Source organism: Nocardia araoensis NBRC 100135 (assembly GCF_000308435.1).
Lineage (GTDB): Bacteria > Actinomycetota > Actinomycetes > Mycobacteriales > Mycobacteriaceae > Nocardia > Nocardia araoensis.
Genome location: NZ_BAFR01000145.1, coordinates 1 through 13,856, shown reverse-complemented (window position 1 = coordinate 13,856; position 13,856 = coordinate 1). Strand labels below are relative to the sequence as shown.

The 13,856-nt window shown below is 68.4% G+C and carries 14 protein-coding genes and 1 pseudogene; 6 read left to right on the top strand and 9 right to left on the bottom strand.

Annotation, left to right across the window (positions count from 1 at the left end; all coding sequences use genetic code 11):
* On the bottom strand, positions 1–1,348 hold a 1,348-nt coding region (locus ON21_RS19870), incomplete at its 3' end, for a beta-ketoacyl synthase N-terminal-like domain-containing protein (protein ID WP_039799766.1).
* 457 nt (positions 1,349–1,805) lie between these two features.
* Between ON21_RS19870 and ON21_RS35900 the strand changes: the two genes are divergently transcribed.
* Positions 1,806–2,354 carry an ester cyclase gene (locus ON21_RS35900; RefSeq protein ID WP_051021033.1) on the top strand — a complete coding sequence of 183 codons (549 nt, stop codon included), beginning with the start codon at positions 1,806–1,808 and terminating at the stop codon, positions 2,352–2,354.
* Positions 2,355–2,370: 16 nt separating this feature from the next.
* Here ON21_RS35900 and ON21_RS19860 read toward each other — a convergent pair whose 3' ends face one another.
* Positions 2,371–3,099 (bottom strand): TetR/AcrR family transcriptional regulator, encoded by a 729-nt coding sequence (locus ON21_RS19860; protein WP_169332710.1) that lies wholly within the window; start codon positions 3,097–3,099, stop codon positions 2,371–2,373.
* A 747-nt stretch (positions 3,100–3,846) separates the two neighbouring features.
* Between ON21_RS19860 and ON21_RS19855 the strand changes: the two genes are divergently transcribed.
* On the top strand, positions 3,847–4,977 hold the full coding sequence (locus ON21_RS19855; protein WP_039799764.1) for an MAB_1171c family putative transporter: 1,131 nt from the start codon (positions 3,847–3,849) through the stop codon (positions 4,975–4,977).
* Here ON21_RS19855 and ON21_RS19850 read toward each other — a convergent pair.
* Positions 4,974–5,375 (bottom strand): PaaI family thioesterase, encoded by a 402-nt coding sequence (locus tag ON21_RS19850; RefSeq protein ID WP_039799763.1) that lies wholly within the window; start codon positions 5,373–5,375, stop codon positions 4,974–4,976. The genes ON21_RS19855 and ON21_RS19850 overlap by 4 nt on opposite strands.
* A 178-nt stretch (positions 5,376–5,553) precedes the next feature.
* Here ON21_RS19850 and ON21_RS19845 point away from each other — a divergent pair, with 178 nt between their 5' ends.
* Positions 5,554–6,411 (top strand): cyclopropane mycolic acid synthase family methyltransferase, encoded by an 858-nt coding sequence (locus ON21_RS19845; protein ID WP_039799762.1) that lies wholly within the window; start codon positions 5,554–5,556, stop codon positions 6,409–6,411.
* A 30-nt stretch (positions 6,412–6,441) separates the two neighbouring features.
* Here the strand turns inward: ON21_RS19845 and ON21_RS19840 are convergent, their stop codons facing one another.
* Positions 6,442–7,191 carry an SDR family oxidoreductase gene (locus tag ON21_RS19840; RefSeq protein WP_039799761.1) on the bottom strand — a complete coding sequence of 250 codons (750 nt, stop codon included), beginning with the start codon at positions 7,189–7,191 and terminating at the stop codon, positions 6,442–6,444.
* 215 nt (positions 7,192–7,406) lie between these two features.
* Positions 7,407–7,778: an Rv1352/Rv1906c domain-containing protein gene (locus ON21_RS19835; protein ID WP_039799760.1), complete on the bottom strand. Its 372-nt coding sequence runs from the start codon at positions 7,776–7,778 to the stop codon at positions 7,407–7,409.
* A 436-nt stretch (positions 7,779–8,214) separates the two neighbouring features.
* Here ON21_RS19835 and ON21_RS19830 point away from each other — a divergent pair, with 436 nt between their 5' ends.
* The 3 genes from ON21_RS19830 to ON21_RS19820 all read left to right on the top strand — a co-directional run bounded on the left by ON21_RS19830 (position 8,215) and on the right by ON21_RS19820 (position 11,031).
* Positions 8,215–9,522: an N-acetylmuramoyl-L-alanine amidase gene (locus ON21_RS19830; protein ID WP_039799759.1), complete on the top strand. Its 1,308-nt coding sequence runs from the start codon at positions 8,215–8,217 to the stop codon at positions 9,520–9,522.
* 94 nt (positions 9,523–9,616) lie between these two features.
* Complete coding sequence (locus ON21_RS19825) at positions 9,617–10,654, top strand: CobW family GTP-binding protein (protein ID WP_039799758.1); 1,038 nt, start codon at positions 9,617–9,619, stop codon at positions 10,652–10,654.
* Positions 10,655–10,839: 185 nt separating this feature from the next.
* Entirely contained in the window at positions 10,840–11,031 is a 192-nt protein-coding gene (locus ON21_RS19820; protein ID WP_039799757.1) for a hypothetical protein, read from the top strand.
* Here ON21_RS19820 and ON21_RS19815 read toward each other — a convergent pair.
* The 4 genes and pseudogenes from ON21_RS19815 to ON21_RS19800 all read right to left on the bottom strand — a co-directional run.
* Entirely contained in the window at positions 11,021–12,034 is a 1,014-nt protein-coding gene (locus ON21_RS19815; RefSeq protein ID WP_039799756.1) for an AraC family transcriptional regulator, read from the bottom strand. The two genes, ON21_RS19820 and ON21_RS19815, sit on opposite strands and share 11 nt — an antisense overlap.
* A 122-nt stretch (positions 12,035–12,156) precedes the next feature.
* Positions 12,157–12,591, bottom strand: a complete 435-nt coding sequence (locus ON21_RS19810) for a molybdenum cofactor biosynthesis protein MoaE (RefSeq protein ID WP_039799755.1) — start codon at positions 12,589–12,591, stop codon at positions 12,157–12,159.
* A complete protein-coding gene (moaCB, locus tag ON21_RS19805; RefSeq protein WP_039799754.1) occupies positions 12,578–13,636 on the bottom strand; it encodes a bifunctional molybdenum cofactor biosynthesis protein MoaC/MoaB in 1,059 nt (352 codons plus the stop codon). Before moaCB ends, ON21_RS19810 begins: the two co-directional genes overlap by 14 nt.
* Positions 13,633–13,856 (bottom strand): annotated as a pseudogene (locus ON21_RS19800) (molybdopterin molybdotransferase MoeA); the annotation flags it as partial. The pseudogene ON21_RS19800 and the gene moaCB, both read right to left, overlap by 4 nt.

Below are 13,856 nucleotides of genomic sequence, written 5' to 3'. Positions count from 1 at the left end.
GGGCCGACAGCGGCAGCACCGTGATCGGCGTGCGCGTCTCCTGCCGCGCGGGGGCTTCCGGCGCGCGGGTGAGGACCGCATGGGCGTTGGTGCCGCCGTAGCCGAAGCTGTTGACCGCCACCGCGGCCCGTCCGTCGTCGTTGGGCAGCGGTTCGGTTTCCAGCGGAATACGCACCCGCAGCTCGTCGAACCGGATCTCCGGGTTCGGGTTGTCCAGCCGCAGTTGCGGTGCGATGACGCCGTGGTGCAAGGTCAGCGCGGCTTTGATGAGACCGGCGACGCCCGCGGCGGCCTCGGTGTGCCCGATGTTGTTCTTCACCGAACCGACCGGCAGCGGTTCGTCGCGGCCCTCGACGGCGCCGTACACCGCGCCGAGAGCGGCCAATTCGAGCGGATCGCCGACCGGCGTGCCGGTGCCGTGCGCCTCCACATAGCGGATGTCGTGTGCGTCGATGCCTGCCAGCCGGTGCACCCGCCGGGCCAGGGTTTCCTGCGCGACCGGGTTGGGCACCGGGATGGCCAGCGTGCGTCCGTCCTGGTTGACACCGCTGCCGCGCACCACCGCGTAGATCCGGTCGCGGTCGCGGACCGCCGCCTCCAGCGTCTTCAGCACCACGGCGCCCGCGCCCTCGCCGCGGCCGTAGCCGTCGGCGGCCGCGTCGAAGGACTTGCACCGGCCGTCGACCGCGAGGAACCGGCCCTTGCACATGGAGATGAACGCCTCGGGCCGCAGCATCGCGTTGGCGCCGCCGACGATCGCCGTTTCGCACTCACCAGACTCCAGCGCCAGCACCGCTTGGTGCAGCGCGACCAGCGAGGAGGAGCAGGCGGTGTCGATGGTCATGGTCGGCCCGAGCAGATCCAGCAGGAACGCGATGCGGGCCGACAGCAGCGTGTGCGACGAGCTGGTCGGGCTGTGGCTGTTGATCGAGGCCCTGGCCACCGAGCCGCTGCGCACCAGCGCGTTGTCGTTCATGAAGCCGCCGACGAACACACCGACCTCGCGACCGCCGACCCGGCCCGCCATCCCCGCGTCGTCGAGCGCCTCCCACGCCACCTCGAGCAGCAGCCGCTGCTGCGGATCCATGATCGACGCCTCGCGCTGGGAGATGCCGAAGAACTCGGCGTCGAACTCCCACAACGACTGGGTGAGGAACCCGCCATGCCTGGTGTACATCCGGCCCGGCGCGTCCGGGTCCGGGTCGTAGAACTTCGCGAGGTTCCAGCGGTCCGCCGGTACCTCCACGATCCCGTCACCTTTGCGAACGACGAGATCCCAGAACGAGTCCGCCCCATCGATGCCGCCCGGAAAACGGCAGCCGATACCGACAATTGCTACATTGGGCATGCAAAAATCCCCTGATGCTCAGGCATTCGACGAGCACAGGCGGTTTGACGCCCGCGTCGACGAATCAGCGTGGAGACAACCGGAATCGCGACGCCGGTAAACCTGTTCGGCCGTGAGCGTCATCCGGTGGTGAAGTGGTTCCGCGGTAGGAGTGCAGTGTCCGCCCATGGTAGGAGGCGCGATTCGTGAAGGTCAATACGCAATCGTGCGCGCGGTTGTTCAAAAGCATTGCGGTGCAGGTAATGCCGGTCGAGTCATCCATGCAGTTCAGGGCGGGTATGACAGTATTATTCTGACGTTATTACAGAGTTATCGACCGCTGGAACGGGTGTGAATTACATCGTTATTCCGATGTTATTCCGCATCGTTCGGCTCCGGGCCGCCGGAAGGTGTTGAGTGCCCACTCCATTCATGGCTACGATGGCTCGTCGAAACGCACTGGGCGAAAGGCGATGGCGTGGATTCGTACAACACCGGGCAGTTCCGTATCGAGCCGGAGGCCGAGCCCATCGAAAGCCTGGAGTGGCTGTTGCGGTTCACCGAGCAATACATCGCGGGTTGGAACAGCGGCGACGGCGCCGCGGTCGCGAAATGCGTCACCGAGGACACGATCTGGCACGACCCTTCGCTGGACGCGCCCGCGCACGGCCCGACGGGTGTGGAGAAGTTCGTCGCCGACACGGTGCGTTCGTTCCCGGATGTCGCCTACACCAACCCGTTCCCGCCGGTGCTCGCCGCGGACAACCGGTTGGCCTTGGTGCCGTGGCGGATGACCGGCACCCATCTCGGCCCCATCGACCCGCCCGGTTTCGGCCCGACCGGCAAGAAGATCGATCTGCTGGTCATCGACGCGTGGCAGTTCCGCTCCGGGTTGATCTGGCGCAGCCAGGCCACCTGGGACTTGACGGAGATGCTGCTGCAATTGGGTCTGATGCCGCCGCGCGGTAGCGCCGCCGAGCGCGCGATGGCACGCGCCCAGCGGTTCAGGTCCAAGCTGCCGTTCTGACCCGGACGCCGGGGTTCTACTCGCCGAACAGCGTGGCGAACCGCTCCACCGCGAGCAGGACCGAGGCGCCGACGGAGTCCAACTCGGCGCCCATGCCGACGAGCAGATTCACGATCGCGGGCACCAGCACTTCGAGCAGTCCGTCGTCGCCCAGGTGACCGGCCATCTCCAATTGGACGAAGCCGAACAGTCCCATCCACAGTTGCGCGGCGGCGGAACGCACGTCCGGAGTATTGATCAGTCCGGCGTCCTGCGCCCGCTGCACCGCCCCGACCACGTGGTCGAAGGTCTCCGCGTAGTGCTCGAACTCCGAATCGTGCCCGGCCACGAGCACATTGCCGCGGTTGATCTTCAGGTCGATGCGCGTGCCGGTGCCGAACATCAGCTGGAAGAGTTCCGGTCTGCGCTGGGCCTCGTCGCGGAACACGAGGCCGAGCACGAGCAGGTCGGTGATCGGCTCTTCGCTCACTCCGGCCGCGGTCATGCGCTCGGCCAGCTGGGCGAAGCCGGCGGAACCCGCCGCCCGGATCAGGCCGGGCATCCCGCCGAAGTTGGAGTACACCGCCATCGTGGAGACCCCGCACATGCGGGAAACGCGGCGGACGGTGAGCGCGTGCAAACCCTCGGTCGACACCACCTCGACGGTCGCGTCGATCAGGCGATCGCGCAGCGCGGTGTTCATCGTGTCCGTCCCGGCGGCCGGGCGCACGGCTAGTTCGGTTGTTCCGGCAGTCTGCTTGCTCATCGCTTCCGTTTCCCCCGGCGAAGTCACGCCGTGACGCATAGATCCACTGGTGCGCTGTCTTCGGGAAGGCGGTATCGCCGCTCGACCGAGGGCGCCCCGGTCCTGATCACCGCGCGGGCCACCGGTCTCGGGGCTGGGGGAACGATGACGGTTCGGAGCGATGCACCATCGATTCGCTCGGTCCGGAAAGCTGATCGTGGTTCATCGCGCACAGATATCTCCGTTCTTGCCGCACGAACGGGCGGGTAGAGCATGAGGTAGAGCCGCGTTCGCGGGCTACGAAGAGCAGACGCACCCGCCGTGAGGTGCGTGTCGGAGGTGAGTGTCGTCACTGAAACTCTATGTGATACAGCGTAACATCCACAGCGATTCCGCCAAATGATTTGTGCCCGCATCGAATTCGTCGTATGGCCCGCTGTTGTGACATCCGATGACGGTGCGGCCGCAGTTCTGGGGCCGGTGACAATCGATGTCCGCTCCGCGCTCGATATCCGCTGTCCAGAATTGGACAAATGGGACATGAGTGCGGTGAACGAGAGAGCGTAACGCATATTTGTCAAGATCGACCTCGAATGTGCTGGAGCAACGGCACCCCGGTCCCGGGGAGGGACCGGAAAGGCGGGAACCACGGCGCGATGATGACGCGCCTCGGTAATCGGCGGCTGCCGATTCTCGATCTGCGCGGTCACGAACACGCGGCAACGTTATCGTTCGCAAGGGACAGTTTCGTGGGTGGGAGGTCGGACGATGTCATCATCGATTCCGGGAATCGTCGCGTGGCCGATTATCGGCTTCGTCGCCGCTGTCGCAGCGGGCAGGTGGTTGCTGGTGCGCGACACCATCGTCGACCGGTTGCTGAATCAGCTGTTCGGGTGGGGAGTGCTGAGTCTGCTGCTGTATCGCTGTGACTTGACGCCCGGCATCGCGAGCCTCGCCCATCAGCTCTCGCTGGGCTGCACGGTGATGTCATCGATGTGCCTGCAAGGGATCGTCCGCATCTGGGCGTTCGGCGCGGACCCGGACCCGGACGAGGTCCGGCGCAGGCACCGTGTGTGCTACCTGCTGGCGGCCGCGTCCACCGCCGCGATCCTGCTGGCCGGCACGTCGGCGCGACGGGAAGGCAGACTCGTCGATCTGACCCCGGACATCGAAGGGCTGGTGGTGTGGACCGCATTCGGCCTCCCGCTGCTGGTGAACGTCGCGCTGCTGGCCCACATGTGTGTGCGCGAGCTGCGGGACGGTGGCATCGGCTTGGCGACGAAGCTGGTGTGCGGCCTGCTGATCTGGGCGGCGACGCTTTTCGGCGGGAACTTGGCGCTCACGACGGTATACGTCGTCACAGGATGGCAGCCCATGGGCACGCATATGGTCAGGATGGAAGCGACGGTGACCCTCTGTTTGGGGGTCGACGCGATGTTGGTCGCGATTCCGCTGGTTCGAACGCTGCTGGCGATAGCGCAACTGGATAGGGCCGGGCGCCTGCGCCGCAGGCTTCGCCCGCTGTGGCGGGACCTCACCACCGCGGTTCCCGAGATCGTCCTGCGGCCCGACGCCGGTGAACTCGCCGACCCGGAGACCCGGCTGATCCGCATGACCGTGGAGATCCAGGACGCGCTGCTCCAGCTCGGCCGGTACGCACCGGCGTCGGCGATGGCGGGCTCGGGATGTCCGCTCACCGACTACGCGCACCAGGTGGCGTGCGCGGCGCTCGCGCGGGAGACGGGATCGGCCCCGATCGGATCGTCCCAGGCCCGGCTGCCCGTCCCGGCAGCCGATTTCGATGCCGAGCTGCGGCAACTGCTCGACCTCGCTCGGGTGTGGCCCGCGGCCCGCGCGGCGGCGGGCGGACGGGTCCCGGTGGCCGTCGGCGCGGGCTAGAGCACCGCTTGGGTCTGGGTGACCTTCGCGACCAGCTTGTCCGCGTCGTCCCGGATCACCGTCTCGACCACGATGAACGAGCGTCCGGCGTGCAGCGGCGTCGCCGACGCGACGGCATACCCGGAGCGGACCGCGCGCAGGAAGTTCGTCTTCGACTCGACGGTGGTGGTGCCCTGCTTGCCTTCCGGCAGGTTGAGGAACGCGCAGACCGCGCCGGTGGCGTCGGCCAGTGACATCAGCACCCCGCCGTGCAGCACACCGCCGAGCGTGCACAGCGATTCGTCCCAGGCCAGGCGGCTGCGCACCAGTTCGCGCCCGTGGGCGAGCACCTCGACGCCGAGGCGTTCGGTGAACGGCATGGTCTGGTGGAACAGCTTGGTGCCCGTCTCATCGATCATGTCCGCGATCTTGCCCGCAGCCGGTCGCGGTGTCGATTACGTCGCGGGTAATCGCCCGGCCTCCGCCGCCGTTGCCCGAGGGAGACCTGCACATCGGTTCCGTATCGGTCGGCGCGAGCCGAAACGGAGCGGCGTCGCGCGGGTATCAGTTGATGAACCCGAGGAACAGGAGAACGCGATGACCAACCTCCAACCGTTCTATCGGCAGGTGCAGGCCCACTACGACCTCTCCGACGAGTTCTACGCGCTTTTCCTCGACCCGACGATGACCTACAGCTGCGCCTGGTTCCAACGATCGGACATGACGCTCGAGCAAGCGCAGCGCGCGAAGATCGATCTGGCCCTCGGCAAGCTCGACCTGCGGCCGGGGATGACCCTGCTGGACGTGGGATGCGGGTGGGGCTCGACGATGCTGCGCGCCGCCACCGCCTACGGCGCCGCGGTCGTGGGGCTGACACTCAGCCGCAACCAGTACGACTACGTCAGGGACGCGATCGAGCGCGAGCGCATTCCCGGAGCGCAGGTCCGGCTGCAGGGCTGGGAGGAATTCGACGGCGAAGTCGACCGAATCGTCAGCATCGGCGCGTTCGAGCACTTCCGGCGTTCGCGCTACGAGACGTTCTTCCAGCGGTGTCACCGGATGCTGCCGCCGGACGGCAGGATGCTGCTGCACACGATCGTGGGGTGGACGTTGAAAGACTTGCGGCGCATGAACATTCCGGTGACCCGGGACGATGCGCTGTTCCAGATCTTCATCAAACGGGAGATCTTTCCCGGCGGGCAGCTGCCACATCCCGCCGAGGTCACCCGGCTGGCCGGTCGCGCCGGGTTCGGCACGGAGAAGATGCAGGAGCTGCGGCCGCACTACGCGCGCACCCTCGACTGCTGGGCCGAGGCGCTGCGGGCGCACCGGGAGGAGGCGATCGCCCTCGCCTCCGAGGAGGTCTACCTCCGATATCTGAAGTACCTGACCGGGTGCGCGGAGCAATTCCGCGCCGGTCGCGTCGACGTCGTGCAGTTCACGCTGGTCAAATGAGGCTTGCTCGCAGCGGCCCTCGCGGCCGGTTCAGCTCATCCGCGCCACCAGGGCGTCCGGCAGGTGGGGGAGTGCCAGGTCGATCAGCCGCCAGGGCCACCCGGGGACGCAGGCCCGCCGCCGCTCCTGCTCGATGGCGGCCACCATCGCCGCCACGCCCTTGTCCAGCGGCGCGACCATTCGCGCGTCGCCCGCCTTCGCCGCCATGTCGGTGGCGATGAAACCCGGTAACAGGGTGGTCACCGTAATCGGCGAGCGCGCCAATTCGGTGGCCAGCGCCTCGCCGAGGGCGGCGAGCCCCGCCTTGCTCGCCGAATAGGCCGCTTTCTTGCCGGGGAGCCCGCGCACCGCGCTCATCGATGCGACGAGCACCAGGTGCCCCGCCCGCTGCGCGCGGAAGATCTCCAGCGCCGCTTCGGCCTGCGCGAGCGCGCTGACGAAGTTCGTGGTGGCGGTCGCTAGATTCGCGTCGGCCCGTCCGCTGCCGATCCGCGCTCCCTTGCCGATCCCGGCGTTGACGATCACCCGGTCCAGGCCACCGAGCTCGTCGCGCAGTTCGCCGAAGACGACCGGCACCGCGGCGTGGTCGTCGACGTCGAGCGCGCGCACGGCGACGGTGATCCCGGGATGAGCCGCCACCAGCTCGTCGCGCAGCGCGATGAGCGCGTCCAGCCTGCGGGCGCACAGCGCGAGATCGCGGCCCTTCGCGGCGAAATCGCGCGCCATGGCGGCCCCGAGGCCCGCGCTCGCGCCGGTGATCAGAATCCTCTTCCGCGTCATGCGCCGACTTTATTAGGCGCAGTCGTCCGTCGACAGCCTGCGCATGGCCGGAGCGAAGGCGGAGGTACGCAGTTCGCGCATGGCCGGAGCGAAGGCGGAGTACGCAGTTCGCGCGTGGCCGGAGCGAAGGCGGAGTACGCAGTTCGCGCGTGGCCGGAGCGAAGGCGGAGGTACGCAGCTTGCGCATGGCCGGAGCGAAGGCGGAGGTACGCCTTTCAGCCGCCGAACGAGCCGGTCGGTGGTGCCGTCGACAGCAACCGCCACGGTCCGCAGTTCTCGGTCTTGAACCCGACGTCGGTCGGCTTGATCCGCACCCGGACCGGGCCGAGCCGGGTGTAGTTGTTCGCGATGATGTACTGCATGTTCGTGTTGTCCCCCTCGACCTTCCACAGTCTGCGCCAATCGCAGGCGTAGGCGGGGTCGGGCGTGCCGGGCGCCTCCCACAGTCCTGGCGCGATGTCGACGCCGACCAGGTAGACGCCGTCGTGCGAGATGGTGTTCGCGGGTTCGGCCGCCGCCGTCGCCGTGGCGAGCAGGGTCACGGCGGAACTCATGGCTCCCGCGAGGAGGAGCGCGCTAGCACGCATACCGGTTCTCCTTGACTTGTACTCCCGCCGCGTCCACGGTCGCCGTACTCCCGCCGCCGCGGCCGACTCGAGAGATCCCCCGCATCTCCGCGGCAAGGAATACCAGAACCGACCGAGTGGTGTGCCCGATTCCGCGATTCCGGCTCGACCCGCACGGATCGCGCTATCACCGAGAGAATCCTCTGTGATCCGGACTTATCGGGAAGTCGCCGGGTATTTCGGCGTGCCGGTCGAGACAGCGCAGACCCTGGTGCATTACGCTCTGCTATCTCTGCGCAAACCGCCGTGGCGGAGTCGGCCGCCGGGGATCGCGCGTGCTGTAACACTTCGATTACGCACCTTGCTTTGCTGATACACGCGTTGCCAAAGTGACCATTGGGTTTGGTGTTACAAGTGGGAAGGGAGGTGTGCCCCGTCCCGGGGCACCGACCGCGCTATGAAGCCAAGCATCGTCAAAGTCGGTATCTGCACCGCGGTCGCGGCCGCGGTTACGGTGTCGTTGTCCGGATTGCTTCCGGTCAGCGCGCAGGCGGCGCCGTCGCCGCTGGACATGTCGAAGAAACTCGCAGGCAAGACCGTTTTCCTCGATCCAGGCCACCAGGGGTCGAACCACTCCCAGGACTTGGCCAGACAGGTCAGCGATGGTCGCGGCGGCACCAAGGACTGCCAGACCACCGGCATGACCACGATGAACGGCGTCCCCGAGCACACCATCACCTGGAACGTCGCGCAGGTGGTGAAGACGTCGCTGGAGACGCTCGGCGCACATGTCGTGCTGAGCCGCCAGGACGACATCAACTGGGGCGGCTGCATCGATGACCGGGCCCGCGCGGCGAGCCAGTCCGGCGCCGACGTCGCCGTGAGCATCCATGCCGACAGCGCGCCCGCACAGGATCGCGGGTTCCACCTGATCATCCCGGAACTGCCCATCCCGAACCTGATCGTCGATCAGGTCCAGGCGGGCGCGGGACTGGCCGCGTCCAAGTCGGTGCGCGACGCGTATCGGGAGGCGGGATTCCCGCCCGCGAACTACGGCGGCGTGGTGGACGGTCTGCAGACCCGCAGTGACATCGCCGGGCCCGCGTTGACCACCGTTCCGCTCGTCTTCCTCGAGATGGGCAACGGCGCCAATCCCGAGGACGCGGCGTCGCTGGAGACCCCGGACGGGCAGCTCAAGCACGCGATCGCGCTGACCACCGGCGTGGTCGGTTATCTGCTCGGCACACCGCAGCCGAGTGCCGCGCCGGATCAGCAGGGCGGCCAGGCCAGCCCGCAGGGTGCGTCGTTCGACCATCCCGCGGTCGCCCCGGAAACGCCGCAGGCTCAGGCGAATCCGTTCGCTCCGCAGGCCCAGACGAACCCGGTGGTACCGCAGGCCCAGCCGATTCCCGCGGTGCCGCCGAGTTACACGACTCCAAGTGTGCCGCAGAGTCCGGCGGCCCCCGCGGTGCCGCAGGCGCAGCCGGCTCCGAGCACCTCGACGCCGAAGCCCGCGCCGGGAACGGCGACACCGCAGTCATCCGGCACGTCGACCGCGCCGAAACCGCCGAGCACCTCCGGAACCCAGTCGCCCGGCACGCCGAACGCGCAGCAGTCACCCGGGACGGCCGGCGGCAACGCTTCGATCATGGAGTTGCTGATGCCGTTGGCGAAGATGCTCGGTCTGGACAACAACGCGATCACCACGGAACTGATCAATCTCGGCTACAGCCTGGCGGGCATGCTGCTGGGCCCCGCGAAATAGTCCGCACACCGAACCCCCGGGACGCCGTCCTCATCACGTCGAGGGCGGCGTCCGGCTTTTTCCGCGCGTGCGGCGGCGCACTAGGGTGAGCGGAATGGCTGACCGGATTCCTGTTGTGCTCGTCGCGGGGTTTCTCGGTTCCGGGAAGACCACGCTGCTCAATCACTTGCTGCGGGACAACCGGGGAACCCGGATCGGCGTGGTGGTCAACGACTTCGGGGCGATCAACATCGATTCGATGCTGGTGGCCGGGCAGGTCGACGCCATGGTCTCGCTCGGCAACGGCTGCGTGTGCTGCGCGGTCGACGTCACCGAACTGGACGAGCTGTTCACCCGGCTCACCCAGCCGCGCGCCGGGATCGACGTGATCGTGGTGGAGGCCAGCGGCTTGGCCGAACCCCGCAACCTCATCCGGATGGTGGTCGGCAGCGACAATCCGCGTCTGCGCTACGGCGGCCTGGTCGAGGTGGTCGACGCCGAACAGTTCCCGGACAGCAGTGCCCGCCATCCGGAACTGCGCACGCATCTGCGGCTGGCCGACCTGGTGGTGGTGAACAAGGCCGACCGGGTGGCGTCCGAGCAGCTCGCACGGCTGCGCGCGGACATCGCGGCGCTGGTCGGCTCGGTGCCGGTGTACGCGACGACCTACGGCAGGATCGATCCCGGGCTGTTGTTCGACCGACCGCGGCGCGAACGCCCGCTGGTGGCCGAGCAACTGGGCTTCGACGAACTGCTCGTCGAGCACGAGCACGATGACGACCACGCCGGGCACCGCCATCTGCATGACGACTACACCAGCGTCTCCTTCGACAGCGACCGCGAGCTGGACCCGCGCAAACTGATCGGCTTCCTGGAGGACCCGCCGCCGGGATTGTTCCGGGCCAAGGGCTTCGCGGCCTTCGGCGTGGCCGGCGAACGCAGGAAATTCGTTTTGCACATGGTCGGCCGCCACATCGTCTTCGAGCCGGGTGGCTGGTCGCGCGGCGAGTCGCGAGGGGCGCAGCTGGTGCTCATCGGTGCGGGTCTGCACACCGACAAGGCCCTGGCCAGGCTGCGTGACACCGTGCACGACGACGCCGAACCGCTCGATGCGCAGAGCATGCTCGGGGTGTGGCGGTATACGCCGCACTGAGCGCGCAGATTGGCGCGTTCGGTCGCGACCTGTCGCGTTCGGTGCTGGTGACGGAGCGGTCTTTTCATGAGACTGAAAGCGTGTCCGCCGGTCGGCGGGCACCGGCAGCGTACTGCCGCGCGCGGCGCCGCTCGGCAGCCGATCCGTGACCGACCGAATCGTTCCGCGACCGATGGGAGTTTCCCGTGTCAGATTCCATGGAGAGCGCCACCGCGTACGTCATCGAGGTACTGGAGGCGAAGGGCACCGCCACCCGCGACGACTTCGACGTTCCCGCCATCGTCGCCGAGACCCACGCCATCGCCAACAGCTGGGATTTCCGTGCGATCGAGGACGCGACGTTCTGGTCGATCGCCGCGCGTTTCATCAGGCAGTGAAGGACCGCTCGGTGCGTGGGGCGTGGGTGGCCGACGACCAGCGCCGAGCCGCGCGCCGCATCGATCCCGGGTCGGAGTAGCCGAGGATCTCGGCTTGGCGCGAGGGGCTCAGCGGCCCGGTGGCGGTCGCGGCGACCAGTCGCGCGCCGCGAGCCCGGTCCAGTTCGGCGCGCCACGTGGTACCCGCCTCGCGCAACCGTCGCTGGAGCGTGCGCGGGCTGGTGGCCAGCCTGCGCGCCACCCGCTCCAGGGAGGCGTCGCCGTCCGCCAGGCAGTCCGCCAGGGCTGCCGCGACGCGCTCCGGCCATGCGGTGGCCAGCGGCGGCGGTGGCGGCAGCGCGGCGGCCAAGGGCTGCAGTATGCCGGCCAGCACCGGATCGCTGGTGGTCAACGGCAGATCCATGTCCGAGGCGCGGAAGGTCATGGCGTCCACCGGCGCGTCGAACTCGATCGCGGTGGTGCCGAACACCTCGATGAAGGTGTCGATCTTCGCGGGTGCGTGCTGGCGCAGCGCGACCCGCAGCGGGGCCAGCGGTTGACACACCACGCGCCGCGCCCGGCTGAGCACCGCGCTCAGCCCCCACAGCTGGGTGAGATCGCGGCCGCGTCCCTCGCCGTCGATCATGTCGAGATACAAGGTGACTTCGTCGTCGTTCTCCGCGACCAGGTCGAACCGGTGATTGGTGGTCACCGCGGTGACGTAGGGCCCGCAGGTCGCCAGTCCGGCCCCCAGCGTCGGCGCCGAGGAGAACAGATAGTCGTAGAGCCCCAAACAGGTGAGTTCGTAGCGGCGCGCCACGTTCAGGGCGATGTCCGGGTCACCGAGTTCGAGTTCACCGATCTCCCACAGCCGGGAGAACGTCTGGCTGGGCAGGTGCAGGTCGTCGCCCGCCATGGTCCACTCCGGCAATCCGGCTTCCCGGAGCAGCCGGTCGCGGTCCACGCCGGCCGCGGTGAGTTGCGAGATGACGAACCGGTGGAGCAGAACCTGATCGGTTCCCATCGCGTGCTCCCTTCTGCCACCGCGACCGATCGGCGCACCGTCGGTCTCCGAGTGAAGCGATACCGCGCGCACACGCTATACCGGACATGTTGATTCGTCATGAGATTCATGTCACGGTCAGGTCACCCGCAGGCGTTCACCCATTCCGACAGGCCGTCGGCGAACAGCTGGCGCTTCCAGATCGGCACGTCGTGTTTGATCCGGTCCACCAGTTCCGCGCACGCCGCGAACGCCGCGTCGCGATGCGCCGCCGCCACCGCGACGACGATCGCCCGGTCACCGATGCCGAGCGAGCCGACGCGGTGCACGGCCGCGACCGGCAAGCCGTGTGTGGCGGCGAGTTCCGCGCATACGGTGTGCAGGAAGCGCTCCGCCTGCGGGTGCGCGGAGTATTCCAGGGCCGAAACGGCTTGTCCGCCATCGTGGTCGCGGACCTTCCCGGTGAACACCACGACCGCGCCGTAGTGCGATCCGGACACCGCTTCCTCGACCTCCGCTGGGTCCAGCGGCTGGTCGCTGATCCGGGCCAGCCGGACCGTGGCCTCAGCCGTTGTCATGACTTCCACCTCCGGCGACTTGTGCGAGCAGATGATCCAGCAGCGGTTCCAGCACCGCGATACCGTCCTTCACGCCGCCCGGCGAGCCGGGCAGATTCACGATCACCGAGCGCCCCGCCAGCCCCGCCACGCCGCGGCTCAGCGCCGCCAGCGGGAACTTCGCGGTGCCGCGCTGCCGGATCGCCTCCGCCACGCCGGGTAGCTCGCGATCGAGCAGGGCGAGGGTGGCCTCCGGGGTCGCGTCGGTGGGGGAAGCGCCGGTTCCGCCGGTGCTGATCACGAGCGCCGGTTCGAAGCGCAGCGCGTCGGCCAGGCCGAACTCGATCTCGGCGTCGGCGTAGACCAGCGGGCCCCGCACGGAGAAGCCGAGGCCGGACAGCCACTCCACGAGCACCGGGCCGGTCGTGTCGTCGCGGGTGCCCGCCGCGACGCCGGTCGACGCGACCAGCACCACCGCCGAGCGCTCCTCTTCGCCGAACTCGGGCTCGGCGTAGTCGGAGGTGTCCTCTTCGTCGACATCGGGAGCGAGCTCTTCACCGGTGACCGGCCGGGCGGTCTCGCCGGAGTCCGCGTCGGCCGGGCGCTCCCAATGACCGTGCTTGCCGCCTTCTTTGGTGAGCAGGCGCACGTCGGTGAGTACCGCCGCGGGGTCGACCGCCTTCACCATGTCGTGCAGGGTGAGCCCCGCGACCGCGACCGCGGTGAGCGCCTCCATCTCGACCCCGGTCGGGCCTGTGGTCTTCGCGGTGGCCTCGATGGTGATGGCGGACTCGGTGAAACCGAACTCCACCCGCACCGACGACAACGCCAGCTGGTGGCACAGCGGGATCAGCTCGGAGGTCTTCTTCGCCCCCGCGATGCCCGCGATGCGGGCGGTGGACAGCACGTCCGCCTTCGGCATGTCGTCGGCCCGCACCAGCGCGACCACCTCGGCGGTGGTACGCAACTCGCCTGCAGCGACGGCGATCCGGGTGGTCTCGCTCTTCGCGCTCACATCCACCATGCGGGCACGGCCTTCGTCGTCGACATGGGACAGCTCGCTCATAAAGACCACACTCGCACAATTGCCCCCGCGGGCAACGCGGTGACCTCGGCGGGCACATCGATCAGCGCGTCCGCTTTCGCCATGGCCGCCACGAGGTGCGAGCCGGGACCGGACACCACCTCGACCGCTCGCGGCCGTCCTGGCGCGGCCGAGTCACCCGAGTGCCCGCGGATCAGCCTGCCCCGCAGGAACTGGCGCTTGCCCTCCGGCGAGCGCGGCA

Excerpts from the sequence above, each read along its gene's own strand:
- ON21_RS19830 (WP_039799759.1), top strand. The coding sequence starts at position 8,215 with ATGAAGCCAAGCATCGTCAAAGTCGGTATCTGCACCGCGGTCGCGGCC.
- ON21_RS19855 (WP_039799764.1), top strand. The coding sequence starts at position 3,847 with ATGTCATCATCGATTCCGGGAATCGTCGCGTGGCCGATTATCGGCTTC.
- ON21_RS19860 (WP_169332710.1), bottom strand. The coding sequence starts at position 3,099 with ATGAGCAAGCAGACTGCCGGAACAACCGAACTAGCCGTGCGCCCGGCC.
- ON21_RS19815 (WP_039799756.1), bottom strand. The coding sequence starts at position 12,034 with ATGGGAACCGATCAGGTTCTGCTCCACCGGTTCGTCATCTCGCAACTC.
- ON21_RS19845 (WP_039799762.1), top strand. The coding sequence starts at position 5,554 with ATGACCAACCTCCAACCGTTCTATCGGCAGGTGCAGGCCCACTACGAC.
- ON21_RS19840 (WP_039799761.1), bottom strand. The coding sequence starts at position 7,191 with ATGACGCGGAAGAGGATTCTGATCACCGGCGCGAGCGCGGGCCTCGGG.
- ON21_RS19810 (WP_039799755.1), bottom strand. The coding sequence starts at position 12,591 with ATGACAACGGCTGAGGCCACGGTCCGGCTGGCCCGGATCAGCGACCAG.
- ON21_RS19850 (WP_039799763.1), bottom strand. The coding sequence starts at position 5,375 with ATGATCGATGAGACGGGCACCAAGCTGTTCCACCAGACCATGCCGTTC.
- ON21_RS19835 (WP_039799760.1), bottom strand. The coding sequence starts at position 7,778 with ATGCGTGCTAGCGCGCTCCTCCTCGCGGGAGCCATGAGTTCCGCCGTG.
- moaCB (WP_039799754.1), bottom strand. The coding sequence starts at position 13,636 with ATGAGCGAGCTGTCCCATGTCGACGACGAAGGCCGTGCCCGCATGGTG.
- ON21_RS19825 (WP_039799758.1), top strand. The coding sequence starts at position 9,617 with ATGGCTGACCGGATTCCTGTTGTGCTCGTCGCGGGGTTTCTCGGTTCC.